The organism is Paenibacillus liaoningensis (genome assembly GCF_059609455.1).
Genome location: NZ_JCAALU010000015.1, coordinates 174,796 through 199,178, shown reverse-complemented (window position 1 = coordinate 199,178; position 24,383 = coordinate 174,796). Strand labels below are relative to the sequence as shown.

Annotated in this window: 23 protein-coding genes; 9 read left to right on the top strand and 14 right to left on the bottom strand. The window is 49.7% G+C overall.

Annotation, left to right across the window (positions count from 1 at the left end; all coding sequences use genetic code 11):
* Positions 1-187: 187 nt before the first annotated feature.
* Positions 188-670, bottom strand: coding sequence for a ferric iron uptake transcriptional regulator (fur, locus tag AC6B99_RS23635; protein WP_056041400.1), 483 nt, complete (start codon positions 668-670; stop codon positions 188-190).
* Between the two features lie 587 nt (positions 671-1,257).
* Here fur and AC6B99_RS23630 point away from each other — a divergent pair.
* A complete protein-coding gene (locus AC6B99_RS23630) occupies positions 1,258-2,859 on the top strand; it encodes a diguanylate cyclase (protein WP_494879400.1) in 1,602 nt (533 codons plus the stop codon).
* A 97-nt stretch (positions 2,860-2,956) separates the two neighbouring features.
* Here the strand turns inward: AC6B99_RS23630 and AC6B99_RS23625 are convergent, their stop codons facing one another.
* Positions 2,957-3,739: an SDR family NAD(P)-dependent oxidoreductase gene (locus AC6B99_RS23625; protein WP_056041396.1), complete on the bottom strand. Its 783-nt coding sequence runs from the start codon at positions 3,737-3,739 to the stop codon at positions 2,957-2,959.
* A gap of 160 nt (positions 3,740-3,899) precedes the next feature.
* Positions 3,900-4,319 carry a helix-turn-helix domain-containing protein gene (locus AC6B99_RS23620; RefSeq protein ID WP_162241938.1) on the bottom strand — a complete coding sequence of 140 codons (420 nt, stop codon included), beginning with the start codon at positions 4,317-4,319 and terminating at the stop codon, positions 3,900-3,902.
* Between the two features lie 216 nt (positions 4,320-4,535).
* Between AC6B99_RS23620 and AC6B99_RS23615 the strand changes: the two genes are divergently transcribed.
* Genes AC6B99_RS23615 through AC6B99_RS23600 form a run of 4 tightly spaced genes read left to right on the top strand, consistent with a single transcriptional unit; the run spans position 4,536 to position 8,699 of the window.
* The gene (locus AC6B99_RS23615; RefSeq protein ID WP_496664369.1) at positions 4,536-6,077 is read left to right on the top strand and encodes a spore germination protein; all 1,542 of its coding nucleotides are present in this window, start codon (positions 4,536-4,538) and stop codon (positions 6,075-6,077) included.
* Between the two features lie 53 nt (positions 6,078-6,130).
* Positions 6,131-7,237, top strand: a complete 1,107-nt coding sequence (locus AC6B99_RS23610; RefSeq protein ID WP_056041393.1) for a GerAB/ArcD/ProY family transporter — start codon at positions 6,131-6,133, stop codon at positions 7,235-7,237.
* The gene (locus tag AC6B99_RS23605; RefSeq protein WP_056041391.1) at positions 7,234-8,454 is read left to right on the top strand and encodes a Ger(x)C family spore germination protein; all 1,221 of its coding nucleotides are present in this window, start codon (positions 7,234-7,236) and stop codon (positions 8,452-8,454) included. The genes AC6B99_RS23610 and AC6B99_RS23605 overlap by 4 nt, the downstream gene beginning before the upstream one ends.
* A 29-nt stretch (positions 8,455-8,483) precedes the next feature.
* Complete coding sequence (locus tag AC6B99_RS23600; RefSeq protein WP_056041389.1) at positions 8,484-8,699, top strand: hypothetical protein; 216 nt, start codon at positions 8,484-8,486, stop codon at positions 8,697-8,699.
* 32 nt (positions 8,700-8,731) lie between these two features.
* Here the strand turns inward: AC6B99_RS23600 and AC6B99_RS23595 are convergent, their stop codons facing one another.
* The 3 genes from AC6B99_RS23595 to AC6B99_RS23585 all read right to left on the bottom strand — a co-directional run bounded on the left by AC6B99_RS23595 (position 8,732) and on the right by AC6B99_RS23585 (position 10,482).
* The gene (locus AC6B99_RS23595) at positions 8,732-9,343 is read right to left on the bottom strand and encodes a DUF1349 domain-containing protein (RefSeq protein ID WP_235533292.1); all 612 of its coding nucleotides are present in this window, start codon (positions 9,341-9,343) and stop codon (positions 8,732-8,734) included.
* Positions 9,344-9,356: 13 nt separating this feature from the next.
* Complete coding sequence (locus tag AC6B99_RS23590; protein ID WP_056041387.1) at positions 9,357-9,821, bottom strand: GNAT family N-acetyltransferase; 465 nt, start codon at positions 9,819-9,821, stop codon at positions 9,357-9,359.
* Positions 9,822-9,918: 97 nt separating this feature from the next.
* On the bottom strand, positions 9,919-10,482 hold the full coding sequence (locus AC6B99_RS23585; RefSeq protein WP_056041385.1) for a GNAT family N-acetyltransferase: 564 nt from the start codon (positions 10,480-10,482) through the stop codon (positions 9,919-9,921).
* Between the two features lie 85 nt (positions 10,483-10,567).
* Between AC6B99_RS23585 and AC6B99_RS23580 the strand changes: the two genes are divergently transcribed.
* Positions 10,568-12,631, top strand: coding sequence for an ATP-dependent helicase (locus AC6B99_RS23580; RefSeq protein WP_056041383.1), 2,064 nt, complete (start codon positions 10,568-10,570; stop codon positions 12,629-12,631).
* 56 nt (positions 12,632-12,687) lie between these two features.
* Positions 12,688-13,692, top strand: coding sequence for an HD domain-containing phosphohydrolase (locus AC6B99_RS23575; protein WP_494879407.1), 1,005 nt, complete (start codon positions 12,688-12,690; stop codon positions 13,690-13,692).
* Between the two features lie 181 nt (positions 13,693-13,873).
* On the opposite strand, the gene AC6B99_RS23570 is transcribed toward AC6B99_RS23575, so the two are convergent.
* The 4 genes from AC6B99_RS23570 to AC6B99_RS23555 all read right to left on the bottom strand — a co-directional run bounded on the left by AC6B99_RS23570 (position 13,874) and on the right by AC6B99_RS23555 (position 17,305).
* A complete protein-coding gene (locus tag AC6B99_RS23570; protein WP_056041379.1) occupies positions 13,874-14,377 on the bottom strand; it encodes a ferritin in 504 nt (167 codons plus the stop codon).
* Positions 14,378-14,458: 81 nt separating this feature from the next.
* Positions 14,459-14,689, bottom strand: a complete 231-nt coding sequence (locus tag AC6B99_RS23565; protein WP_056041378.1) for a DUF1450 domain-containing protein — start codon at positions 14,687-14,689, stop codon at positions 14,459-14,461.
* Between the two features lie 139 nt (positions 14,690-14,828).
* Positions 14,829-16,244 carry a S41 family peptidase gene (locus AC6B99_RS23560; protein WP_496664368.1) on the bottom strand — a complete coding sequence of 472 codons (1,416 nt, stop codon included), beginning with the start codon at positions 16,242-16,244 and terminating at the stop codon, positions 14,829-14,831.
* 74 nt (positions 16,245-16,318) lie between these two features.
* Positions 16,319-17,305 carry a Gfo/Idh/MocA family protein gene (locus AC6B99_RS23555; RefSeq protein WP_056041375.1) on the bottom strand — a complete coding sequence of 329 codons (987 nt, stop codon included), beginning with the start codon at positions 17,303-17,305 and terminating at the stop codon, positions 16,319-16,321.
* 138 nt (positions 17,306-17,443) lie between these two features.
* Here AC6B99_RS23555 and AC6B99_RS23550 point away from each other — a divergent pair, with 138 nt between their 5' ends.
* Positions 17,444-18,241, top strand: coding sequence for a Cof-type HAD-IIB family hydrolase (locus AC6B99_RS23550; RefSeq protein WP_056041373.1), 798 nt, complete (start codon positions 17,444-17,446; stop codon positions 18,239-18,241).
* Between the two features lie 327 nt (positions 18,242-18,568).
* On the opposite strand, the gene AC6B99_RS23545 is transcribed toward AC6B99_RS23550, so the two are convergent.
* From AC6B99_RS23545 to cysT, 4 genes are read right to left on the bottom strand one after another with little or no spacing between them, the layout of a single operon-like run.
* Positions 18,569-19,636 carry a sulfate ABC transporter substrate-binding protein gene (locus tag AC6B99_RS23545; protein ID WP_496664367.1) on the bottom strand — a complete coding sequence of 356 codons (1,068 nt, stop codon included), beginning with the start codon at positions 19,634-19,636 and terminating at the stop codon, positions 18,569-18,571.
* Between the two features lie 45 nt (positions 19,637-19,681).
* On the bottom strand, positions 19,682-20,746 hold the full coding sequence (locus AC6B99_RS23540) for a sulfate/molybdate ABC transporter ATP-binding protein (protein WP_099519152.1): 1,065 nt from the start codon (positions 20,744-20,746) through the stop codon (positions 19,682-19,684).
* 3 nt (positions 20,747-20,749) lie between these two features.
* A complete protein-coding gene (locus AC6B99_RS23535) occupies positions 20,750-21,547 on the bottom strand; it encodes a sulfate ABC transporter permease subunit (RefSeq protein ID WP_056041368.1) in 798 nt (265 codons plus the stop codon).
* The gene (gene cysT, locus AC6B99_RS23530) at positions 21,544-22,359 is read right to left on the bottom strand and encodes a sulfate ABC transporter permease subunit CysT (protein WP_414811819.1); all 816 of its coding nucleotides are present in this window, start codon (positions 22,357-22,359) and stop codon (positions 21,544-21,546) included. Before cysT ends, AC6B99_RS23535 begins: the two co-directional genes overlap by 4 nt.
* A gap of 517 nt (positions 22,360-22,876) precedes the next feature.
* On the opposite strand from cysT, the gene AC6B99_RS23525 reads away from it, so the two are divergent.
* On the top strand, positions 22,877-24,235 hold the full coding sequence (locus tag AC6B99_RS23525) for a DJ-1/PfpI family protein (RefSeq protein ID WP_496664399.1): 1,359 nt from the start codon (positions 22,877-22,879) through the stop codon (positions 24,233-24,235).
* The last annotated feature ends 148 nt before the right edge of the window (positions 24,236-24,383 follow it).

Here is a 24,383-nt window from a genome sequence, read left to right as displayed (position 1 = left end):
ACCTTCTTAACTGGTAGTTTAAGCCGCAAGTCCTATACCTATATAACGGTTTACTAAGCCTTATTATCAATACCAAATAAAAATATGCAGTAAAAAAAAAACGCTGAATCACCTTTATTTGGTGGAATCAGCGTTTTTCAGCCCAATGGCTGGCTTCTATGCATGCATTTCTCCATAAAATGAGCAATTAACTCGCTTTCGTATCTTTGCCTCGCTTGCAATCGCCGGCGTTGCAGCCTTGGAACATGCCTGTAAAATCCAATCGGTGGTCGGTAACCGTGAAGCCGAATTCGCGCTGTACGCGCTGCTCCAGCTCAAGCAGCCAATCCTCCTGAATTTCCTTCAGCACGCCGCACTTGGCGCAGATCAGATGGTGATGCATATGTTCTTGGCTGGCGTCACGCAAGTCGAAACGGGCAACGCCATCGCCAAAGTTCATTTTTTCTACAATATGCAGCTCGGTCAGCAGCTCAAGCGTCCGATAAACGGTCGCCAGTCCGATTTCCGGGTATGACTTCTTGACCAGCATATATACGTCCTCTGCGCTGAGATGGTCCTGCTCGTTCTCCAGCAGCACTCTTAAAGTCATTGCGCGCTGATGCGTCAGCTTGTAGCCCTTCGCTTTCAGCTGCTGGTTAATATTATCCATTTGAATGTCCAGTTCGCTCATCGCTCATGAGCCTCCTTTGCATCGTCCTGCGGCTTGTCATTTCTCAATTTGTAATCATTATCATCTTAATTTTATTATAGATATATCAAAAAAGCAAGCATACTAGCTTTGGACAGCCAAAACACTGCCATGCCGGATTCCAAAAGGAATGCTGAACAGCCAATAAGTCGTTGCAGCAGGCATCGTTTTCTTTAGCACTGCTACTGTTTGAATCACAGCTCACGCTGTATAATATAAATCACCAGCCTAGCTTGTCCACAACGGTACGAGCTTATTTCTCCAGCTTCACTTCCATTCAGAATATATTCAATACATGCTCCCATTTCATTAATATGCTTTCAAAATAGTGCATTTAGCAGCATCAGCTAGTCATTTCACAAATCCAATTTTAGCACAAAACCGATAATAACAATAGAAGCGACATTTCATAGCTATAACGCTATTAAATTTTCCTCTTTCATTATCCCTGATATTACATATAATTACTTTTATAGGAAGTTAAAAGGACTTTCAGACGATACAACAAAATCACTTTATACAACGTTTTCCTTTGGCATACTTCAGCGAAACGAAAGGAAGTCATTACGATGAAAGCCCCTCTCTCGGCGTACAAAAAGCGCAAAATTAGCTTGGCAACTGTACTTAGCGGTCTCGTTTTTTTATGCGTCTTGGTCACGATTATCCTCGTGCTGCTTTCGTCCTTCCAATCCAGCAAGCTTTTAATGGAACGTACAGCATTATCCACCAATTTCTCCAAAGCGAGCAAAATGAGCGATACGCTTGACGCGCTAACCAAAACGATACGGCTAAGCTTGAAACACAGTGTGCAAATAGAACAGGAGGGCATGTGGGACGAGCCTGATCAAGTTCAGCGGATGAATGAGGATTTAAATTTAATGAAGCATAGCAGCAATTTTTTCAATTCTATCGTAGTCGTGGATAAACACGGAATTATAAGAGGAGCTACGGAGGAAATAAGCAGCTTAATCAATGAGCCGATTACGTCAGCTTCCTTGAAACAAGCGCTGGCATCAAAGCGATCGAGCATTTCGGACCCCTTTTTTGATGAACGGACAGGCAATTTATTTATTATGGTGAGCGAGCCGCTATATGACAAAAACCAGCAATACGAGGGTTTTATTGGCGGCAGCATTTATTTGAAGAAAAATAATGTTATGAATACGATTTTTGAGAAAAATACGAATGATTTTTTGGAGTCTTATTTTTATATTGTAGATCAGCAGGGCAACCTGCTCTTTCACCCCGACCCCATGCTCATTGGCAAAAACATAAGCAAAAATATGGTAGTGAAAAAGCTGATGGCTGGGCAAAGCGGCAGCGAAATGATTACCAGCTTGAACGGCAGCAAGCTGCTCGTCGGATATGCCAGTGTTAAGGAAAATGGCTGGGGCATCGTGGCAGCCACTCCTATGCAAAGCATTAAGGACCAGCTCGTTTACCATTTCAAAAATGCTGCCGTCACAATTGCCATCCCGCTGCTGCTGCTTATATTCGCGGTCATTATATTGGCGCGGCGCATTGCCAAGCCGTTTCTAAAGCTTTCGCAGTTCGTCAGCCAGCTCGGGGACGCAGGCGAGCTTAGCTCCTGGCGCAAAAACCACTGGATTCGGGAAACGGATCTGCTTATTAAATCAACGATCAATGTTGGATCGCTTATTCAGGCTCAGCATCATCAATTAACGAAAGATGCGGAAACGGACCCGCTAACGGGACTCATGAATAGGCGCACCTTAATCAAATTTTTGACGTTGTGGATGGAAGAGAAGCTGCCCTTCTCCATTATTATTATCGACATTGACCGCTTCAAGCGGGTCAACGATAAATTTGGGCATCAAGCAGGCGATGCGGTACTCAGGCAGCTGGCGCAAACGGTCATTCATGCCATTCGGCCAGAGGATATTGGCTACCGCTACGGTGGGGAGGAGCTTGTTATTTTGCTTCAGCAGACGGCGCTGCCCGAAGCATATTTAGTCGCCGAGCAGCTGCGGATTGCTGTTGAGGAAGGCGTAGATCCGGTCGTTGGGCGCGTAACGATTTCACAGGGGGTTGCCCAGTATCCGCTGCATGGCACCAGCCCCGAGGAGCTGCTCCAGAAAGCGGACCAAGCGCTGTATCAAGCAAAAAATGCGGGCCGCAACCAGACGATTGCAGCGGCGGCAGACATATAGAGGGGTTAGCTGCGACAAAACAAGTCGCAGCTAACCCCTCTGCTTGCATTCATAAGGAAAGAAAATGGCGGATGCCGGGTTTATTTTTCAAATGAAGCTACAGCACCGCTGCTTTGCCCCCGTCAATATTGACGGAAGTTCCCGTGACGAAGGAAGCCGCTTCCGAGACGAGAAAAGCGATGACATTCGCAGCTTCCTCCGGATTGCCGATCCGTCCAAGCGGAATATCATGTTTCGGGCTCGCCGCGAACTCCTCCCACGACAGATCGGGAGCGGTCTGTTTCCACTTGCGCTCAATTTGATCGCTGCGGATGAGGCCGATGCAGACAGCATTCACACGGATGCCATCGCCCGCCAAATCCTTGCTCATCGCTTTCGTCAGCGCAAGGCCAGCCGCCCGGCTTACCGAAGTAGGCAGCGAGGAGCCTGCTGGCGTCTTGCCGCCAATAGCCGTCACATTTACGATGGCGCCGCCTCCTGCCTCGCGGAGATAAGGAAGTGCCGCTCGCGCGAAATGAATGGCCGCATACAGCTTAAGGTCAAGATCAGCTGCCCACGCATCCGGCACAACCTTATCGAACGGAAGCGCTGCCGACGTTCCAGCATTGTTTACCAGAATATCAACACCGCCAAGCTGCTGGACCACCTTGGCAACTGCCCGCTGTACGTCAGCCTCAACTGATACATCGGCGGAGATGATCAACGGCTTTCTGCCTGTCGCTTGCTTAATCCGTTCTGCTGCTTCTTGCAGCGGTCCCTCCTGTCTGGCAACTATCGCTACTTCTGCTCCCTCAGCCGCCAGCCGCAGCGCGGTAGCAAGCCCAATTCCTTTGCTTCCCCCCGTCACAATGGCGCGTTTCCCTTGCATACCCAAATCCATCTTAATTCCTCCTGTCCATGAAGTAATCGAACTCAATCCTTATTACCGCAACCCATTCAGTCTAAACCTGCTGTCTCTTATTTTCCATTATACTATACAAGCTGGGCTGTATAAAAAAACATGCCGGGTCTATTAAGCCCCGGCATGTTTCATCTATGAATTATAATCCTGCGCTATATCCAGGCACCGCGTAGGCGGATGGCGCTACACCAACCTCCTGCTTGAAGCGGCGGCTGAAATAATACGGGTCCTCGTAGCCGACCTGACGAGCGATGCTGCGCACCGTCGCATTCGTCTCCTTCAATAGCCCTTTAGCCCGGTCAATGCGAATGGCGATTAAATAATCGATCGGGCTGATGCCCATATGCTTCTTGAAGGCGCGGGAGTAATGCTCCGGCGTAATGCCAACCATGCTGGCGAGCATGTCCCGTGTAATTGGTTTGTGATAATGGCGTTTCATATATTCAACCGTCTGCCCAAGCTTGCTTCTTCCTCCTGCAACAGATTCGGTGTTATGCCTAAAGTGTGTATCCTCTTCTTGGAAGCCCATCCGTATCGAGTTTCTCATATGCTTTATCATTTCCCACCTTCCCGGCCTATTGGCACTGCTGAATGATCGCTCATCCATATATAATGATTATCATTATCAATTATAATTCAAGGCTGCTTTTTTTTCAACACCTCGCCATAATAATTCATCACTTCTGAAAATATTTGTTTCCTTACATAGGAAAGGAACGTGCTGGAAACGCTAATGGCACGGACTTGTTCTATCTTCTGGAAGCGAGGTACTGTCATGCGCGGATTCAAACGCAGCAATTGGAATCACAAAACAGCGAGGGCCGATTGGCAGCAGTCGGACAAGCGCCAGCCCGACGAGCAGCAGCCGCTTTCACAGCGATTGGATGAAAATATAACAGAGCTGCGGCGTGTGTATGCAGACTGCGCTGACCTCTCCTTCCATTCCTTGCGGATCGGGGAGCTTGCTGAAGCCATGCTCATATTTCATATCAGTATGTGCGATGATGAGCAGCTGAATCTGTTCATTTTGCGACCGCTTGCGAGCGATGCCGGCCGCTTGACTGCTGCGACCCCTGCACAGCTGCTAAACCTTCTGCCCATCGCCGCTGCCAATACCGTGCGCACGCTGGAGGACGCTGTCGATATCATTAGCAATGGCATGCCGCTGCTCTTCATCGATGGCAGCGAGGAGGCGCTGTCGTTCGGCTTGCAAAAAATCGAGCATCGCAGCATTGAGGAGCCTTCAGCGGAATCTACCGTTCGCGGCCCTCGCGAATCGTTTAATGAAGTACTGTCCATTAATCTGTCACTGCTGCGCCGCAAAATGAAAAGCCCGAAAATGAAGCTGCTAACGATGACGATCGGCGAGTATACACGAACCGATATCGCTATTCTCTACTTGGAGGGAGCCGCAAATCCCGCCACCGTCGATGAGGCGTTGAAGCGGCTTGCCGCGATTGACACCGATGGCATTTTGGAAAGCGAATATATTGAGGAATGGATTGCCGACTCGCCATATTCGCCGTTTCCACAAATGATTGCGACCGAAAGGCCGGACGTCGTCTGCGCAAATTTGCTGGAAGGGCGCTTCGCTATTCTAATTGATGGGACGCCCTTTGCCCTCATCGCTCCCGTGACCTTATTTTCCATGCTTCAGTCTGTCGAGGACTACTATCAGCATTTTATTATGAGCACCTTTGTACGTTGGCTGCGTTATGTTTTTTTTCTGCTGTCCCTGCTTCTTCCATCAGCTTATGTGGCGATTACAACCTACCATCAGGAAATGATTCCGACGGTGCTGCTGCTCAGCATCGCCAAGGCAAGGGAAGAAATCCCTTTTCCAGCGCTAGTTGAAGCGCTGATTATGGAAATCGCCTTCGAAGCGCTGCGCGAGGCTGGGGTCAGGCTCCCAAGACAGGTCGGATCAGCTGTCAGCATCGTGGGCGCGCTCATCATCGGACAAGCTGCCACGTCGGCAGGCATCGTCTCTGCGCCAATGGTTATTGTCGTGGCCACAACCGGTATTGCATCGTTTATGATTCCGCGTTATGCGGCTGGCATTTCCTCCCGTTTGCTGCGGTTTCCAATCATGCTGCTGGCAGGAACGCTGGGACTGATCGGCATGATGCTTGGACTGATTTTGATCGTCATCCATTTATCAAGTTTGCGTTCCTTCGGCGTTCCCTACTTGTCACCTGTAACGCCAGCTTCGATGGGGACTATTCGCGATGTCATCTGGCGTGCTCCTGCCTGGATGAACGAAGCCCGAAAAGAACGGCATTCCGGGCGCAGCAGCCCAAGCGGGAACAAAAAATAGCCGGCAGTGGCCAAAACCTGCCCTACATTATAACGGAGGAGGCTGAAGCTCCCATGCTTGAAACTGGAAAAATATCATCGTCACAGATGGCTATTTTGCTCTATCCGTCGATTCTCGCCACATCCATATTGTCTGTTCCCAGCATTACGATGACCCATGCCCATCAGGACATGTGGATCTCCCCGATTTGGGCAGGCTTGTTTGGCATGCTGACCGTATGGGTGGCGGTCAAGCTCAATCGGCTGAAACCAGACAGCACCCTGATTCGAACGAGCTTCAGCCTGCTTGGAGCTGTTCCGGGTTTTCTGGTAGGCTTGTTTTATATTTTTTATTTGCCCCATTTAACAGGCATCATTATTCGCCAATATGGCGAGTTTATTATTAGCAATGCGCTGCCGATGACACCGCAGTTCATTGTAACCGGATCGATGGTGCTCGTCTGTGCAATCAATGCCCGCCTCGGCATCGAGGTTATTGGGAGAAGCGCGCAGATTTTTACAGCCGTTTTTATTTTTCTCGCAGCCTTTATATTTGTTCTGCTGATCGGCCAGCTCCATCCTTCCGAGCTGCTGCCCATTGCCGAGAATGGAATTGGCCCTTCTATTAAAGGCGCGCTCGCGCCGGCTGCCTGGTTCAGCGAATATATTTTGATAGCGTTTCTGCTCCCCTACGTTAACGACCGTGAGAAAGCGATGCGAAAAAGTATGCTATCGGTACTGTTCGTCACCATCACGATGGTGGTCACCAATCTGGTGTGCTTATTCCTAATGGGCGATTTGACCTCCAGCTTTATTTATCCGGTGATGATTGCTGCCCGTTACATAACCATTGCCGATTTTATGCAGCATTTGGAAGCTCTCGTAATCGCTATTTGGATATCGGGTATTTTTGTGAAAATATCTGTCTTTCTGTACGTCTATTCGATTACTGTTGCCGACTGGCTTAAATTAAAGCACTATCGCTCCGTCGTTATGCCGCTTGCCTTTCTTTGCACCGTTTTTGCTTACTGGTCGGCCAGAAGCCAAGCGGATATCGCCAATTTGATCAGCGTATCTGGCAATACGTATACGATTGCCAGCCTGTTCATCCTGCCCTTGCTGCTGCTGCTGGTTAGTCTCATTAAAAACAAGCTGACCCGCAAAAAGAAGGCATCCTCATGATAAGCAGCAAGCTGCACAACCTGCGGCGCAAAATCGCACTCCTGCTTCTGGCGGCATGCAGCATGGCGCTTTTGCAAGGCTGCTGGGATCGTGTGGAAATTAATGACTTGGCAATGGTGCTTGCAACCGGCATTGACCGAACCAAGGATGGTAAAGTCCATCTTTCGATTCAAATTTTCATTCCACGCCAAAGCGGCAGCAGCGCGACCGGAGGGACCGGTGGCAGTGAAGGATCTCCGAGCGGCGTTACGATGGTGCAAACCGCAGAAGGGCTTAATATTGCAGACGCAATGACCCGGCTGCAGCGCAAAATTTCCCGCCACGTTTTCTGGGGACATTGCGAGGCCATTGTCATAGGAGAAAAGACAGCAAAGCTCGGCATTCGCGAGTACATGGACTTTTTGCTGCGCTTCTCCCAATTTCGTGAACATGCTTATGTTTATATTAGCGAGACTAAAGCAGAGGATATCCTCTCCCTGCTGCCTCCTCTTGAGCGAAGCTCGGCGGAAGCTTTGCGTGAAATGGGCAATATGAAGCTGGGTACCAAAATGACGGTGCTTGATTTAGCCCAAGCGCTGGAAGGTCTAAGCAAATCAGCCGTACTATCCAGGCTGAAAATTGCTCCACCCGCGCCTGGACAAAATAAGAAAGCTACGATGCCCTTTGTATTTGGACTGGCCTTAATTAAGGATGACCGGGAAATTCGCGTCGTAACCGAGCCGATGAGCCTAGGCATACTTATGATGCTGAATCAACTGGACAATATCGTTTTGACGGTTAACCCGGATAAAACCAACAAGCAAGCAGCTGTCACCATCAAACCGCAATTCATTCGTACGGAGTTTGTTCCCGGCTTTGCTGACGGAAACTGGACGATGAAGGTCAACATTAAAACAAAGGGCGACGTCATCTTGAATACAACTGATCTGTCGCTGCTGCCACCGCCGAATGTAGAAAAAATTCAGGCTTTGTTTGAAGAACAGTTTAAGCAGCGAGCGGAAGCCGCACTGCAATTAACCCAGCAAAAGCTGAAAACCGATTTTTTCGGCTATGCGAATGCGTACCGCAATCATTTCCCACACAAATGGAAAGCAAAAAGGGCCCAGTGGGAAAGCGACCTGCCAAAAATAAAAACGACAATCCATGTAGAGGCTCGCATTTTGCGCACAGGAAAATCCGGTGATCCGCAAGGGATACCGGGCCAATCCAATGAATAAATGCAACAAAACATACAGGAGGACTCTCGATGAAGGTGCTGTTTATTACAGGTATTCTGCTCGTCTCCGTCATTATTATATATGGAGAAACTCGCGGGCAGGACAACGGGCGCCGGGAAATGACTACGGCAATCGCCATAACAGCATTAACGGCAGCTTTGGCTATTTTGCTCGTTTTTTTCCCCGACATGCCTGGCCCCACCGAGCTTATTACCTTCCTGTTCAGCAGCATGGGCATGAAATAACCCCTCCTGCTTGCTGCTCAAGTTGCAATTCGTTAATTAACGCTGCGAATGTCGCCAATTACGTTTGTGCTGATTTTTAAATAATCAAATGTTGCGGTACTGCCTTCTCCAATCGGCGATTGGGCGACGACGCCAACTTTAATCGTTGCGGGAATGTCCATTCCAAAATAACGGACCATTTTCCATTTGACGCCATCCACTGAATAATGGAACGCAAAGCTATTGCCAGCCCGGGCAATACGCAAAAAAGGCCGAACGATCTGGGCATCGCTGGAAACACAATCATCGGATGCGCCGCGTGTCACAACGCTGAGAATGGACGGCATATCGTCAAAAAACTCCGAGCAAAGCTTGGCCCAGTGATCTTCGTCTGCCATAATCATCAAGCAGCCGGAATCGTACGTCTGCTTCATATCAACCGCAACGCGAGTGACGGCATAGAAATCGCCTTCAACTAATGTGTAAAGAAAAGGAGCGGAGTTTTTCGTGTTGCCTCCTGCCGGATCGATGAAAAAATCGCCCATCGGCGGCGCTTGCACGACCAACTGCTGGTGCTCATTCACTTCCCAGCTCTTCGGCTCATTAATCCAGGACAGCTCCTTGCTTAAGCTTTGCCTGCTGCATCCTTCAAATACGTTCATCATGTTCGCCCCTTCTTTATGCGCCGAAGCGCTTCTCATAACACATGCTCAGCTCATAATCGACATATTCGCCAAATTTCCCGATAAATATGTAGCCATGCTTTTCATAAAACTTCAACGACTCGGGCTGCTCGGGCCCCGTCTCCAGCCGGATGCCGGCAAAGCCGCGCAGCTGCGCCTCATTCTCCAAAAAGGAAAGCATAGCGGCAGCAATGCCGAGCTTCCGGCTTTCTTTATGCACGAAAAAGCGTTTCAGCTCCGTATATTGGGCATCCAGCGGCCGGATGGCACCGCACCCGACCGGTTCGTCCCCGGAAAAAGCGACAATAAATACAGTGTCTTGGATGCCTGGATCGGTAAAATCCAGCCCGTGCACCTCTTCCGACGGATATCGCTCCAGCAGCTCCTCGTCTAGCAATTGAATCAGTTGGTGCAAGGTTTCATCCAGTGGCTCTACTATACGAATGCTGATGTCTTTCATTTGTTATGCCTCCATAGCTGCTTCTAGCAAGTTAGTAAATGAATGGAATATTTGCCATATGGCTATCGTACCTGTTTGCTCTCTACTTCGCAATCCATTATTGCGTCAGCTGCTTTACCATTCGAATGTAGCGGTGCCCTGCCAGCTCCAGCTCTCCATCCTCGGCATAGCCCATCCGAAAATAAAGCGCCGTCGCCTTCTCGTTATCATCCAGCGCAATGAGCGATAGGCGCGGCCAGCCCGCATCCTTCGCCTTATTCTCCAGCGCGCCGATCAAAGCCCGCGCTATCCCCTTCCCCTGATAGGCGGGATTTACCGCCACGGAATCCAAATAATATTCGCCGGGCCTTGCCTCCGTCATAATTTGATAGCCGGCATGAGCTGGCTCCTGACGGATGCGCGAAAGCAGCGGAGCATCAAGCTTCGCAGCTGCATCACCGCCGTAACCGAGCGCCATGCCCGCGATGGCATCCCCCTCCCAGGCGACAAGCACATGCTCGTAGCTGATTCTGTTTCCTTTTTCCACATAAAAATCCGCTAATCTATTCATCGCCTCCTGCTCGTCTTTAGCGCCCGTCAGCGTACAGGCGATATCGCCAATTGCTGCATGCAGAAGCGGCATAATTTGCTGTACATCTTCTTTTCTCGCTGGCACAATCATCTAGCTCAACTCCTATCGTTATTCTTTAATTAGTTTATCCTAATCCATTAAGCCATGCTATAATCAAGCACAGGTGATTATACATATGGAACAAACACGTACAAAATATTATCCCAGACCTTACGGCGTAACAACAAACATAATGCCACGGGCCAATCAGGCGGCAGCTGATACGAGCAAGCAGCTTGTCGGACGCGGCGAAAGCGATGCCGTTTTTTTTCGCTCGCTGGAGCAGCACGGCATTCAGCTCAATGAGGCGCAAATTGCCGCTGTCCGCCATACCGAGGGACCGCTGCTCACGCTCGCTGGAGCCGGCTCCGGCAAAACCTCCGTTCTCGTCTGCCGAACGGCTTATTTGCTGTCTGTCCGCAGCGTAATGGCATCCCAGCTGCTGCTCATGACATTTTCCAAAAAAGCGGCAGAGGAAATGAAGTCCCGCATTGCCACGCTGCCCGGCATATCTGTTGGTGCTGCCGCTGCGGTAGAAGCCAGAACGTTCCATTCATTCTGCTTGCAGCTGCTGCGCAGGCGGGGCATGCGGCAGGCGATATTAGGCGACAGCGGCCGGAAGCAAATTTTTTTCAAACGGCTGCTGCGCGAACGGAATTTGCATGAGACGTATCAGCCGGAGACGCTCATTACGTTATTTTCAGCCTACAAGCTGGAAATGCTGGAGCTTCATGAGCTGCCGGCCAAAACAGAAGAGGACAAGCAGCTGAAAATTCTTTTTGAATGCTACGAGCAGTGGAAGTCGGAGCAGCAGCTGATCGACTATGATGATATGCTGCTTGCCGCTTATCGGCTGCTCACGACCGATCAGAATCTGCTCGAAATGCTCCAGCGCCGCTTCCGCTACGTCATGATCGATGAGTTTCAGGATACGAATAAGGTGCAGTATGAGCTGATTAAGCTGCTTGTCTCGCAGCATGGCAACTTGATGGTCGTTGGCGATGATGACCAGACGATCTATTCATTTAACGGGGCGCGCAACGATTATATATTAAATTTCGAGCAGCAATTTCCGACCAGCAAAAATGTCGTGCTCGATATTAACTACCGCTCCGGAGCTGCCATTGTCGGGCTGGGCAATGCGATTATTAGCAGCAACAAGCAGCGCCGTCCCAAATCGCTCAAAGTAGCCAAGACGCAAAGCCTCTCCCCAACATTTGCAAGGCCGGGCAATACCGACGATGAAGCGCAGCTGATTGTTAATAAAATTACGGAAGCGCAGAGCCAAGGAAAACGCAGCTATGAGGATTTCGCGATTCTGTTTCGTACGGCGAGCAGCAGCCGCGCCATCTTCGACCAACTGGTCATACGCCAAATTCCGTTTATTGATTACGGCGGGGGCGAGTCCTTTTATGAGCAGTGGGTTGTGAAGCCAATCATTGCCCATTTGCGGCTGGCGATCGATCGGCGCCATTTTGACGCGATGCAAAACATTCTGGCAACGCTTTATGTCAAGCCGGAGCAGGCGATGGCTTTCATCTGGAACGAAGAGAAGCAGCAAGCCAAAAAATGGCCGCTGATCCATCTCGTCCGCTTCCCTGGCATTAAGGAGTTTCACCAGGAAAAAATCAAAGAGCGGCTGCGGCTCATTCGCTCCTTGCCTAAGCTAAAGCCCGAGCAGGCGATTCGCCTGCTGCGCGACGGCTTTTATGACAATTACATTCAAGCCGATAAAAGCCAGACGCTTACCGAGCATAAGGACGCTTTGAAGGAAACGCTCGACGAGCTCGAAACCGCCGCCAAACGTTTTGCGACGATCACCGAGTTTTTGGCATTCGTGGACGAAATCGCACTGAAGCTGCAGGAGATGAGGCAGCTCAAGCTGGCGAGCCGCGGCGCTGACGCCGTTCATTTTATGACGATCCACAAATCAAAGGGGCTGGAATTTCCCGTCGTGTTCGTCAGCGGAGCATCCGATGGCATTTTGCCGCACAGCTCCGCGCTGTCCGCGAGCAAAAATAGCGACCGGAGCGCCATCCAGACCGGGGATGACGTCGCCGAGGCTGCGCTGGAGGAAGAGCGGCGGCTCGCTTATGTCGCCGTCACGCGGGCCAAGGAAGAGCTGTACATCAGCTCGCCCGGCTATTATCGCGGCAAACCGGCGCCCGTATCTTCTTTTTTGCTCAATGCTTTTAAATAAATACCTTAGATAAATATTTCAAATAAATATATGCCTATAAATGGGGTGTCTACCGGATGAACGATCAGCTTAGAACCTTTTTACAATTAGGTGATGCCGTTATTATTACGGATGATCAGCATCAGATATTAGAAATCAATACGAGCTATGAAGCGATAACCGGCTACAACCGCAGAGAAATATTAGGTAAAAAGGCCGGTATTGTTCGCACCAGCCTTACCCCCGTGCATATTCATGAAAGCATGAAGGACGCGTTAAAGGTAAAGCGGCCATGGTCTGGCGTATTCATTAACCGCCGCAAGGATGGACAGCTCTGGCATTCCTCCATTACCATTACACCTTTATATATGGAGGAGAGCTGGTATTATATCGGTATTTTCCGTGAATTGGAGCAGCTCCCTAGCGGCTTCTATATGCCTCAGGAACGGATTGGGCATATTCAAAGCTCGCTGCTCAAGGTGCTTGCCATTTCCTGCGAAATTCGCGATCCTGGCATTGAATCGCATCTTGTGCGGGTAAGAGATCTTACGGAGGAGCTTGTGCGTTATCATAATGAGCGGATGCAGCTAGGCTGGAACGAAGAACGGCTCAGCCGCATCGCCTCGGCGAGCATTTTGCATGATATCGGAAAATCGGGCATTCCCGAGGGGATTTTATATAAGCCCGGTCCGCTCGCTGACTATGAACGCACCATTATTGAGATGCATACGTTTATTGGTGTCGACATTATTGAGAAGATTTTCAACGAGTTTAATGACGAGCTGTTTACTAGCGAGCTGACGGCGAGCAAGCATATTATTTTGTACCATCATGAACGGTGGGATGGCCAGGGCTATCCGCATAAGCTTGCGGGAGAAGCTATTCCCATTGAAGCGCGCATCGTAAGCATCGTTGATGTGTTCGACGCCCTTACCAGCAAACGCCCCTACAAGGAAAAATGGTCGGTGGAGCAAGCGCTCGCTTACATTAAAGAGATGCACGGCACCCAGTTTGACCCGGACTTAGTCGATTCATTTATTCAGCTGTTTGGGCAAGGTGAAACGGCTGTCGCCGTCCTTTAACGGCGTGGCGCGTTTCATTCCGAGAAATATAGAGATAGGATAACGAAATGATATCCTTTCCTACATTTGAACAGAGAGAGGGATTGGCGTAAGTGCCAATCCCTCTTCTTCATGTGCAGTACGTTATAAACGGTGTGCAGCGGACAATGCTAGAAACCTTTAACCGTGCAGCATGCTTCGCTTATTCCGCAGGAGGCGTGAACGTGCGCTGCGCAAATTCAGCATCCAGCATATAAAACGCGTTGCTGTCTTTATCAATGCGCTTCAGCTTCGAAATGATGCCGTCGAACAAGGACTCCTCTTCTACCTGCTCATCGATGAACCATTTCAGGAAGTAGATCGTCGCATGCTCGCGCTCGCTGAGCGCAAGGTCAGCAAGGTTGTAGAACTTGCGTGTGTTTTGTTGTTCATGCGCATAAGCACGCTCGAATGCATCGAGCATCGACGCATATTCGTTCTTAGGCTCGTGCAGAGCAGACAAAGTAGCACGACGGTTGCGGTCGTTCAGGAATTTATATATTTTCATGCCATGGAAACGCTCTTCCTCAGCCTGGATAATAAAGAAATTCGCAAACCCGTCCAGACTTTCGCCAGAACAGTAGGCTGCCATTGCAAGATACACATGCGCCGAATAAAATTCAAAGTTCATTTGTTCGTTTAAAGCTTCAGCTAATTGATCATTCATCACTTATGCACCTCTTCTTTTTCGGAGTTGCCTCTATCTTAACACAAAAAAGGAGGGCGGCAAAAGCCGCCCTCCCTATATTTATCCAATTAATTTTTTCAATTCCTTATAAAGCTTCTCGGCTGACGGAGCGCTGACCACCTTAGACTTCACCACGGCAAAACATTCATGCCTGCATGTTTTGCAATTTCCGAGACAATCGGACTTCTTCATCTTGATGTCGGGAAACTTATCCTTCATCGCCTTGTAAACTGGCTTCGTCCCATTTTTGAAATTTTTGGTGCAATATTTGATCTTCAATAGGTGTGTCACCCCGCTGCCGCAATGGCCGTATGATTACGGTTGGCACTTTTGTGTACACACGCAATCGTCTGCTCAATCCAAAAGGCTCCCTATCAAATGATAGTAATAATCATTACCGTTGTCAATAGCCGCGGGGCGGCGGCCAAGCTTATTTTTTCAATAATTGTACGCCTCGCTGCAGCTGGGTATCTTCCTTCTCCAGCTTTTCCTTGAGCAGCTCGACTATTTTGTACGCCGTCTTGTCATTGAGCGAGCCGGTAACGTCCAGCTTCTCTGCCTTCTGAAAAGCGCGCATCGCCGCCTCCGTCTCATCATCGAACAGGCCGTCTTTGCCGACGGGCACATAGCCGAGCTCCTTCAGCATCGATTGCAGCGTCTTGACGTCTTCGCCGTAGCTGCCGTTTTTCAGCTCGCTGCCGACCGGAAGCGGACGCAAGCTTGCAAATGCAGGCAGGCTGACAACCTCATTTGGCATGACGCCAACTTTGTGAATCCACGTGCCAGCAGGCGTTTTCCACTGCGCCTCGGTCAAGCTGAGCACTGAGCCGTCTCTAAATTGCTCAAATGCTTGTACGACGCCTTTGCCATACGTTTTCTCGCCAACGACCGTTGCTCCCGCCGACTCCTTAAGAGCGGCGGTCAACACCTCGCTGGCGCTTGCCGACTGGCCGTTCACCAGCACAACGATAGGGATCGTCCACTCTTCTTTTTGCGTCGATTTATAAACAATCGGGTTGCTTTCTTCCTTATATACGACCTCTAGAATCACTTTCCCCTTCGGAATGAGCTTGCTGCCAATCGCAATCGTCGGCTGCAGCAGGCCGCCCGGGTTGGAACGAAGATCCAGCAGCAGCTTCGTCATGCCCTGTGCCTTCAGCTTCTTTACCGCTTCATCAAACTCCGTAGCCGTCTTCTGGGCGAAGCGGCTAATCGTAATATGGCCGATACCAGCCTCCAGCATCTCCGAGGTTACGGTGTAAACCGGAATCGCTTCACGCTTAAGCGTAATCTCGATAGGCTCCGTCTGGCCCGGGCGCTGCAGCGTCAGCGTCACCTCGGTACCTGTCTTGCCGCGCATAAGCCCGATAAGATCCTGAAATTTAGAATCCTTCGATTCCTTGCCGTCAACCGCCATAATGATATCACCAGACTTGACGCCTCCGCGCTCTGCTGGCGCACCCGGCGTCAGCCCAGAAATAACGAATTGGCCATCCTGCTCGCGCACCTCGGCCCCTATTCCGGAAAATTCGCCTTCATACCCTTGCGTATAGGCATCGCCCTGCTCCTCGATCAAATAGCGGGAGTACGGATCTTCCAGCGATGCTACCATTCCCTCAGAGGCGCCATTGATCAAATCCTCGCCATCCGCTCCATTTAAATATTTATCCATAATGGTATTGTAGGATACCGCAAAGTTCTGAAATGCCGGCTCCTTCAGCATCGGATACCGATGCCCCATCCAGAGCCATCCCACTGCGAACCCGGCAACCATAAATAAAATAGCCCCAACTAGGCCAATTAACAGCACTCTGCGCCGTGCAGCAGCATGTGTAAAATACCTCAACTCGTCATCTCCCCAGGTTCAACTCTCATCCGCTTTCTTTACTGTATCTTATTGAAGGGGGATGGAGCAAATTTTCAAAAAAGAACCCGCCGCTTCTCACGTGCCGAGGTGAGACAGGCCTCAATAACCGCTGTTCCTGCTATCGCATCCTCAGGACCAAACAGCGGCTGTGCCTCGCCCGCGGCAATCTGTGCGATTCTGTTGATTTGCATCACATAAGTGTTCAGGTTGAAAGGCCCTTCCTTACGCTGGCCATCCTCCGTATGTACGATAAAATAATCCTCTTCCCCCGGCCCAAAAGCGTTCGGCAGCTCAATCCGCCCCTTCGTTCCGAGAATTTCCAAGCGGTTGCGGTAAGCCGCCCACATGCCGCAGTCGAATACGAGGCTTACATCGTTTCCGAACTCCAAAACGCCAGAAGCCATCATATCTACCCCGCCATGCTCCTTGGAAAATAAACCATGGACGCTGGCTGCTACCGGCTCACCGTCCAAAATAAGCCGCGCTGCACTTATGAGGTAGCAGCCGATGTCATACAAGGAGCCGCCGCCCCATTCCGCGTTGTAGCGAACATTGCCTGTGTCTGCTGCATTATTGAAGGTGAACGAGCCTGTCATGACGCGAAGCTCGCCAATTTCGCCAGACGCGATAATCGCCTTAATCTGCTCATAGCGCGGATGATGGCGATACATGAAAGCTTCCGCCATAACGATGCCTGCCGTCTGGGCTGCCTCCGCCATTTCCCGGGCATCCGCTGCCGTGACCGCAAATGGCTTCTCGCAAAGCACATGCTTGCCAGCTCTAGCCGCTTTAATGGCCCATTCCTTATGTAAATGATTCGGCAGCGGAATGTAGACCGCATCGATATCTGGATCAGCGAGCAGCTCCTCGTAGGAGCCGTACGCTTTTTCAATGCCTAACCGCTCTGCTGCTTCAACAGCCCGTTCCAAGCTGCGGCTTGCAATCGCCACTGCCTCGCCTCGCTCCGCCTGCTGAATGGCTGGAATCATCGTATGTATAGCAATGCTCGCACCGCTTAAAATCCCCCATCTTAGCTTCATCCCTGTCCATTCTTTAACAGCCCTTTCTATTATACAAGAAAAGCGGTAGATCGCTTGTACGAATGGCGATTTTTCGCTACAATCAACCTAGCTTATGTACACGATAAAGAGGCTTGGAGAGGGGAACATATTGCCATTATGTATAAATTAATTGCAATTGATGTAGATGATACGCTGTTGAACGATGAACTCATTGTGACTGAAGGAACGAAACGCGCCATGGAGGAAGCTATCGCGAAAGGCGTAACGGTGACGCTGGCTACCGGAAGAATGTACGCTTCCGCCAGACAAATTGCTGAGCAAATCCAGCTCAATGTGCCCATCATTACGTATCAGGGGTCGCTTGTAAAAACGCTGCTGGACGGCAAGGTGCTGTATGAGCGCAGCGTGCCTACCGATGCAGCCAAGGAGCTGTATGCTTTTACTGAAAAACATGGCCTGCATTTGCAGCTTTATGTCGATGACCAGCTGTTTGTGAAGGAAGCAAATGAGAAGGCGCTAATGTATTCGCGCCTATCCAAAATCCCTTATACGGTAGCACCAGATTTCGAGGAGCTGCTGGAGCAGCCGAATACGAAAATGCTGATTATCGATGAGCCGGACTATCTCGATGAAATTGCTGAGCAGCTCAAGGCGCTTATCGGCGACCGCGTGCATATTACGAAATCCAAAGCTCATTATTTAGAGTTTATGCATAAAGAAGGAACAAAAGGACATGCGCTGCGCTTTATGGCTGAGCATCTTGGCTGCACGATGGATCAAACGATTGCAATCGGCGATGCGTGGAATGATCACGAGATGATCGAAGCGGCTGGACTTGGCGTAGCGATGGCTAATGCGATTCCGGCTCTGAAAGAGGTTGCGAATTATGTGACGCTTAGTAATAATGATGAGGGTGTTCGTCACGTATTTGAAAAATTCGTTTTAAACTCGTAAGGGATAGATATAGGTGAAATGGGATTCTTCGCTGCGTGAAAAGGTGGGGGTTACGATCGCCATTGCAGTTGAATTTCTTCGAATTAGCCGTGAACGGCTGAAATTCCACAGCAAAAGCGAGCACTCCGTTTCTCCACCCCCACCTTTTCACTCCGCTTCGACCCGCTCACCTATACACCCTTAAAGCGTTTACCGATTTTTTGGGGGCAATAAAACAAACCGTGAATCTGGCTCATTCAATAGCCAAATCCACGGTTTGTTTGTTGTTACAAGATTTATTACAATGTCTAATTACATTGTTAAGTGCAACTTAGCTTTTGATTGGAATTAAATACCCGCGAGCACTTGGTACCAGATGCCCTTTTTGGAATAGAGCGTCTTCTTTACCTCAGGCCAGCCGCCGAGGTAGCTGATGTCGAACAGCTGCTCAGGAACTACGTATTTACTCGCTGACTCCTTGGCTACCGTCTCATTTACGGGACGGAAGCCGTAATCGACAAGAACACGCTGGGCTTCATCGCTGTGCAAATAATGGATGAACGCTTCGGCCACCTCGCGAGTACCGTGCTTGTCTACATTTGAGTCTACAACCGTTGCCGGGTTTTCAATCAAGATTGTGCTTTTCGGCACAACGATATGATAGTCCTTGCCCTGCTTAATGCGGGCGAGCAGCTCGTTCTCATACGTCACGATAACGTCGCCTACGCCGTATTCGAACGCCGCCATAGAAGCACGGCCGCTTTTATCGAGCGATTCCACGTTGGCATGGACAGCCTTGAGGAAGTTTTTGGCATAGGCCGGGTCCTTGGTGCCCGTCTCTTCCTCCGACTGCTTTAATCCCGCTCCATAAATCGCATTAATGTCCCATTGAGCGCCGCCAGATGTTTTCGGGTTCGGATAGACGACCTTCACTCCGCTGCGAGTGAGATCGGACCAATCCTGAATGTTCAGCGGATTGCCCTCACGTGTGCCAAGCACCACAATCGACTTGGTCACAAATTCGCCGTCCGCTTGCTCCTTCCAATTCGGGTTGATAAGTCCTGCATCGGCGATTTTGTTAACGTCGCCTTCCATCGCCAGCACGGCAACGTCAGCATTAAATCCGCCTATAATGGCCCGCGCTTGCGTTCCAGAGGCTTCATAGGATTCCTGAAATACAACCTTTTGTCCCGTTTGCTGCAGCCAGTAAGCCTGGAACTGCGGCAAAATTTCGGCGAAAGCATCCTTCACTATGGAGTATGCACCAATGACAAGCGTGACATCGCCGTTTGGAACGGAAGATTCCACCGCCGGATCACCCTCCTGCGCGTCGCCACAGCCCGCTGCTATAAGCAGCAGAGAGATGGCAAGCAGCAGGGCGAGCAAACGGCGGCTTGTTGTCTGAATAGCATTCATAATGGCATACAACTCTTTCTGCTCGATGTTTTCAAACCCAAGCTATTAGATATGAATTGGCATTGGATCTTCCTTCAGGCTGTTTTCCTGAATCCAGCTCTCTTGATCATTGAACAAATATGCCCGATGCACCAGCACATGAACGCGGTCGCCTGGCTGCAGCACATCCTTCTCCAGCGAACGGTAGGTGACGAGCTTAACCGAGCCTACCTCTAGCTCGACCAGCCACTCGCTGCCGCGGAAATGAATATGCTTGACGCTTGCTTCCAGCGCGGCAGATGCAAGGCGAATTTCTCCCGGCTTGCCGATTTCGATATATTCGGGACGGATAAGTGCCTTCGTACCAGGTTTGCCAGCGGCAGAGTCAAAGCCCTTCAGTGCGCCAACATCCTCGACAATCGTTGACTCCCCGATGAAGCTCGCTACGAATGGCGTCTGCGGGTCTTTATAAATCGCCCAAGGAGAGCCCTTCTGCTCCAGCTTTCCCTTGCTGATAATCATAATTTCATCGGCAACCTCAATCGCCTCATCCTGGTCATGCGTGACGAAAATCGATGTAATGCCGACGCGCTCTATCATTTCCTTGAGCCAAGTGCGCAGCTCTGTACGGATTTTCGCATCAATCGCCGCGAATGGCTCGTCGAGCAGCAGCAGTTGCGGCTCAGGCGCGAGCGCTCTAGCGAAGGCAACGCGCTGGCGCTGGCCTCCAGATAGCTGATGCGCATAACGGTGCTCAAAGCCCTTCAGCCCTGTAAGCTCAACAAGCGTCATGACACGCTCACGGATTTGTTCTTTCGTTTGCTTTTTGACCTTCAGCCCGAAAGCGATATTATCATAAACGGTCATATGCTTGAACAGCGCATAATTCTGGAACACAAAACCGATTCCGCGCTCCTGTGGCGGCAAATCATTGACGCGCTTGCCATGGAACACAATATCGCCAGAGGAAGGCGACTCAAGCCCTGCCAGCATGCGGAGAATCGACGTTTTGCCACCGCCGCTCGGCCCTAGCAGGCCAATAAGCTGGCCTTTCTTAATATCGAAGCTGACATCCTGCACCGCATGAAAATCCCCGAAGCTTTTGTTTAAATTACGGACTTCAATATGCATGGCTTAATGCACTTCCTTTCGTTTCTTGGCCCATTCCATTAATAGCAGCAATCCTACGGAGAACGCCGCAAGCACGAGTGCAACCCCGTTCGCAGCTACAACATTAAAGTTCTCCACATCTTGATACACGAGTGTCGTTGCCGTCTGCGTCTTATTCATAATATTGCCGGATACGACGAGCACGGCACCAAATTCGCCAAGCGAGCGGGCAACCGTAAGCACAACACCGTAAATGACGCCCCAACGAATCGACGGCCACGTTACCTGCCAAAACGTATACCACGAGTATGCGCCAAGCGTAGAAGCCGCTTCCTCCTGCTGGGCCCCGATTTCCTGCAATACGGGCAGCACCTCGCGCACCATGAGCGGGAAGGTGACGAACAGCGTTGCGAGCACCATGCCTGGCAAGGCATAGACGATTTTAAAGCCCGACGCTTCAAAAAAAGTTCCAATAACTGTACTTGGTCCAAGAATAAGGACAATCATTAAACCGCCGATAACAGGCGATACTGCAAACGGCAGATCGACCAAGCTGTTCAGCAGGCGCTTGATACGCGGCCCAATCCATTTTGCCCGTACCAGATAAAGCGCAAGCATAACGCCAAACAGCGTATTTAATGCGGTTACAATAACGACAATTAATGCAGTCATCTTAAGGGCATGAAGCGATTGCTGCCTTAGCAGCCCTTCAGTAAAGCCGCTCCAGCCCTCTGCCCAGGACCCGCGCACGATTTCGACAAGCGGTATGATGAGTAGAAGTATAAATACGACATAAGTGAGCGTAATCCATAGTTTTCTCATTGGCCCGGCCTCCTGGATTGAATCAGGTTAACCGTCCACAAAATGACGAAGGACAAGGTGAGCAAAATTACGGAAACCGCCGCCGCTCCTTGCGGATTATCGCTTTCGATTTCCCCAAAAATATAAACCGATGCAATGAGCGTTTTGCCAGGAATGTTGCCTGCTACAAGCACAACTGCCCCAAACTCGGCTATGCCGCGCGAGAACGCCAGCATCGCTCCGCTAATAATACCCGGAACCATCGACGGTAAAATAATGCGGAAAAACGTCAGCGCCTTCGATGCTCCCATCGTATAAGCCGCTTCTTCCTCCGAGCGATCCAGCTCCTCCAGCAAAGGCTGTACGGCGCGGATGACGAATGGGAAGGTGACGAACACCATCGCGATAATAATCGCTGGTTCATGAAAGACGATATCGAAGCCCAGCTTCGTCGCCAGTCCGCCAACAAAGCTGCGAGGGCCCAGCAGCAGCAAAATCATTAGCCCAGCAACCGCCGTCGGCAAAGCAAAAGGCAAATCGACGAGCGAGTTGAGAAATCTTTTCCCGGGAAATTTATAGCGAATAAGCACCCAGCCAATCATCGTTCCGAGAAAAATGTTGATTATCGTCGCAATAACGGCAAGCCTGACGGTGAGCAGTACCGCTTTCCACGCCAGAGGATCGCTTACGCTTTCCCAGAACGGCTGCCAGCCAAGCGACAGCGATTGCGTGTAAATGCCGAATATCGGAATAATAATCAGGATAATAAAATAAAGCATAACCGTACTTCGGAAGCCGAAGCTCCACCATTTGTTTCGAAACATAGCATTCACGTTGACATTACCCTCCAGACCATCGACTCGTGTCGTAGGTGAAACCACAGACGAAAAGCGAAAAGTAAAAATTGCAAGGTGAAACGGTTATCGCCATCCTTTGGTGGCGCGGCGCGTTTCATTCCGAGAAATATAGAGAAAGGATAGCGTTACGACATCCTTTCCTATATTTCAAGGTGAAACGGCTATCGCCATCCTTTGGCGGCAAAGCTACCGTTTCACGATGAAATATAAGCTCATTATAATTGTGAAACTTATAAATGCTTATATTTCAAAAAAAGATAATCCCTATTAACAAACTTGGTATTATCAATTTAGCAGATCATATTAGTCCAAGTCAATGCTAAATTGGCCTTTTGTTTGTGGAGTTCAATGGATTGCTGGAAATATAGTCTGCACTGCGTGAAAGGCTTGGCTTACGATCGCTGTTCCCTTTGATTTCTTCGATTCCGATGTCTCAAAAGGATTCCTCCGAAAATAGCTCCTTCGAGTTATTGCCAATTTTGATGTCTGGACTATAGTCGTTCTGAGAATTATCGTTTGCTTGTGCTTGTTAGTTGTACCTGTAGGAGTTGCCGGTGCTGCCGGCTATGTGTATACAATGAATGATGTCATGTCGCTTTACGATAAAAATACTCCTTCTCTGCAAAATGTTCAGGCTCTCCCTTACGATTCGGGCAAGCCTACAGTAGCCGTTCTTCTCGCTGCGGAAGTTACCGAGGTTTTTGATTTCCTAGTGCCCTATGAAATGTTCGCGATGACGGAAGCCTATAACGTGTACGGAGTTGCACCCGACCGTGGTATCAAGTCATTAACAGGGGGCCTTGATGTTATGCCGCATTATTCATTCGAAGAAATGGACCATTTGCTGAATGGGAGTCCGGATATCATTGTCATTCCATTCATGCCCATGTTGGACGAAAATAAATATGCCCCCGTTCGCGAATGGATAAAAAAGCATGCAAGCGACCAAACGATCTTGCTATCCATCTGCAATGGAGCGGAGAACTTGGCTGACACCGGCTTGCTGAGTGGCAAATCTGCTACGACACATTGGGGTGATATTGGCAGGCTGATTAAGACGTATCCCGATATTGACTGGAAGAAGGATCAGCGCTATGTCCCTGTCGATCATATCGTGTCCTCAGCAGGTCTTACATCCGGTATCGATGCAACGTTGTATGTGATCTCGCAGCAATTGGGAGAGCCCGCAGCCGCAAAGGTAGCTGCCGAAATGAATTATCCATCCTACACCTATGTGCAAAATCCGGAAATGGATCCTTTCTCAACAGGACTTAGTGATTTAACATATGTAGTTAACAATGCTTATCAGTGGAATAAAGTTAAAGCGGGCGTCCTATTATACAACGGTGTTGATGAATTAGCATTGTCAGCGGCATTCGACACTTATTCGGCATCCGGGACGACGAAGACGATAACGGTATCCAGCTTTAATGAACCAATCATTTCCAAACATCATTTGACTCTGGTTGCCAGAAACGCAATAAATCGTGCGCCGAAGCTGGATAAAATGATCGTTGTCGGATCGGAAGCCCAAACTGAAGCGGAGCAGGACATCGAACTCTGGAGCTCCGGCAACAAGGACACGCCACTACTCATGCTGCATGAAGGCAAAGCTGAACAGTTTGCTATGGAGTCCGCCTTTGAAGACTTGGCAAAGCAAGAAGATGTGCGTACAGCCCAATTCGCCGCCAAACGTCTGGAATACCGCGCGACCGAGCATCTAAACCTGCAAGGGGCTTCCTTTTCGTTTGAGGCATTCGCCGTCCCTGCCTTCATTATGCTTCTTTCCTTGCTGGCAGCTTATTATATAGACAGACGATTTTTTGCAAAGAAAACAAGACAGCAGAAATAAGCCCACCCTATTGAAATAAATCTCATTAGCATGATTGTTACAAAGCTTTGTGCCTTCGTTATATACTTCATTAAGCGCTAAAAATTTCGGCTTTGAACCGCTTCAGATAACGGCAAAAACGCCTTATTCATTATCCCCATCAGATGGG

What these genes read in the sequence shown, in the direction of transcription:
- fur (WP_056041400.1), bottom strand. Translation starts at nt 670, where the DNA reads ATGAGCGAACTGGACATTCAAATGGATAATATTAACCAGCAGCTGAAA.
- AC6B99_RS23630 (WP_494879400.1), top strand. Translation starts at nt 1,258, where the DNA reads ATGAAAGCCCCTCTCTCGGCGTACAAAAAGCGCAAAATTAGCTTGGCA.
- AC6B99_RS23625 (WP_056041396.1), bottom strand. Translation starts at nt 3,739, where the DNA reads ATGGATTTGGGTATGCAAGGGAAACGCGCCATTGTGACGGGGGGAAGC.
- AC6B99_RS23620 (WP_162241938.1), bottom strand. Translation starts at nt 4,319, where the DNA reads ATGATAAAGCATATGAGAAACTCGATACGGATGGGCTTCCAAGAAGAG.
- AC6B99_RS23615 (WP_496664369.1), top strand. Translation starts at nt 4,536, where the DNA reads ATGCGCGGATTCAAACGCAGCAATTGGAATCACAAAACAGCGAGGGCC.
- AC6B99_RS23610 (WP_056041393.1), top strand. Translation starts at nt 6,131, where the DNA reads ATGCTTGAAACTGGAAAAATATCATCGTCACAGATGGCTATTTTGCTC.
- AC6B99_RS23605 (WP_056041391.1), top strand. Translation starts at nt 7,234, where the DNA reads ATGATAAGCAGCAAGCTGCACAACCTGCGGCGCAAAATCGCACTCCTG.
- AC6B99_RS23600 (WP_056041389.1), top strand. Translation starts at nt 8,484, where the DNA reads ATGAAGGTGCTGTTTATTACAGGTATTCTGCTCGTCTCCGTCATTATT.
- AC6B99_RS23595 (WP_235533292.1), bottom strand. Translation starts at nt 9,343, where the DNA reads ATGATGAACGTATTTGAAGGATGCAGCAGGCAAAGCTTAAGCAAGGAG.
- AC6B99_RS23590 (WP_056041387.1), bottom strand. Translation starts at nt 9,821, where the DNA reads ATGAAAGACATCAGCATTCGTATAGTAGAGCCACTGGATGAAACCTTG.
- AC6B99_RS23585 (WP_056041385.1), bottom strand. Translation starts at nt 10,482, where the DNA reads ATGATTGTGCCAGCGAGAAAAGAAGATGTACAGCAAATTATGCCGCTT.
- AC6B99_RS23580 (WP_056041383.1), top strand. Translation starts at nt 10,568, where the DNA reads ATGGAACAAACACGTACAAAATATTATCCCAGACCTTACGGCGTAACA.
- AC6B99_RS23575 (WP_494879407.1), top strand. Translation starts at nt 12,688, where the DNA reads ATGAACGATCAGCTTAGAACCTTTTTACAATTAGGTGATGCCGTTATT.
- AC6B99_RS23570 (WP_056041379.1), bottom strand. Translation starts at nt 14,377, where the DNA reads ATGAATGATCAATTAGCTGAAGCTTTAAACGAACAAATGAACTTTGAA.
- AC6B99_RS23555 (WP_056041375.1), bottom strand. Translation starts at nt 17,305, where the DNA reads ATGAAGCTAAGATGGGGGATTTTAAGCGGTGCGAGCATTGCTATACAT.
- AC6B99_RS23550 (WP_056041373.1), top strand. Translation starts at nt 17,444, where the DNA reads ATGTATAAATTAATTGCAATTGATGTAGATGATACGCTGTTGAACGAT.
- AC6B99_RS23545 (WP_496664367.1), bottom strand. Translation starts at nt 19,636, where the DNA reads ATGAATGCTATTCAGACAACAAGCCGCCGTTTGCTCGCCCTGCTGCTT.
- AC6B99_RS23540 (WP_099519152.1), bottom strand. Translation starts at nt 20,746, where the DNA reads ATGCATATTGAAGTCCGTAATTTAAACAAAAGCTTCGGGGATTTTCAT.
- AC6B99_RS23535 (WP_056041368.1), bottom strand. Translation starts at nt 21,547, where the DNA reads ATGAGAAAACTATGGATTACGCTCACTTATGTCGTATTTATACTTCTA.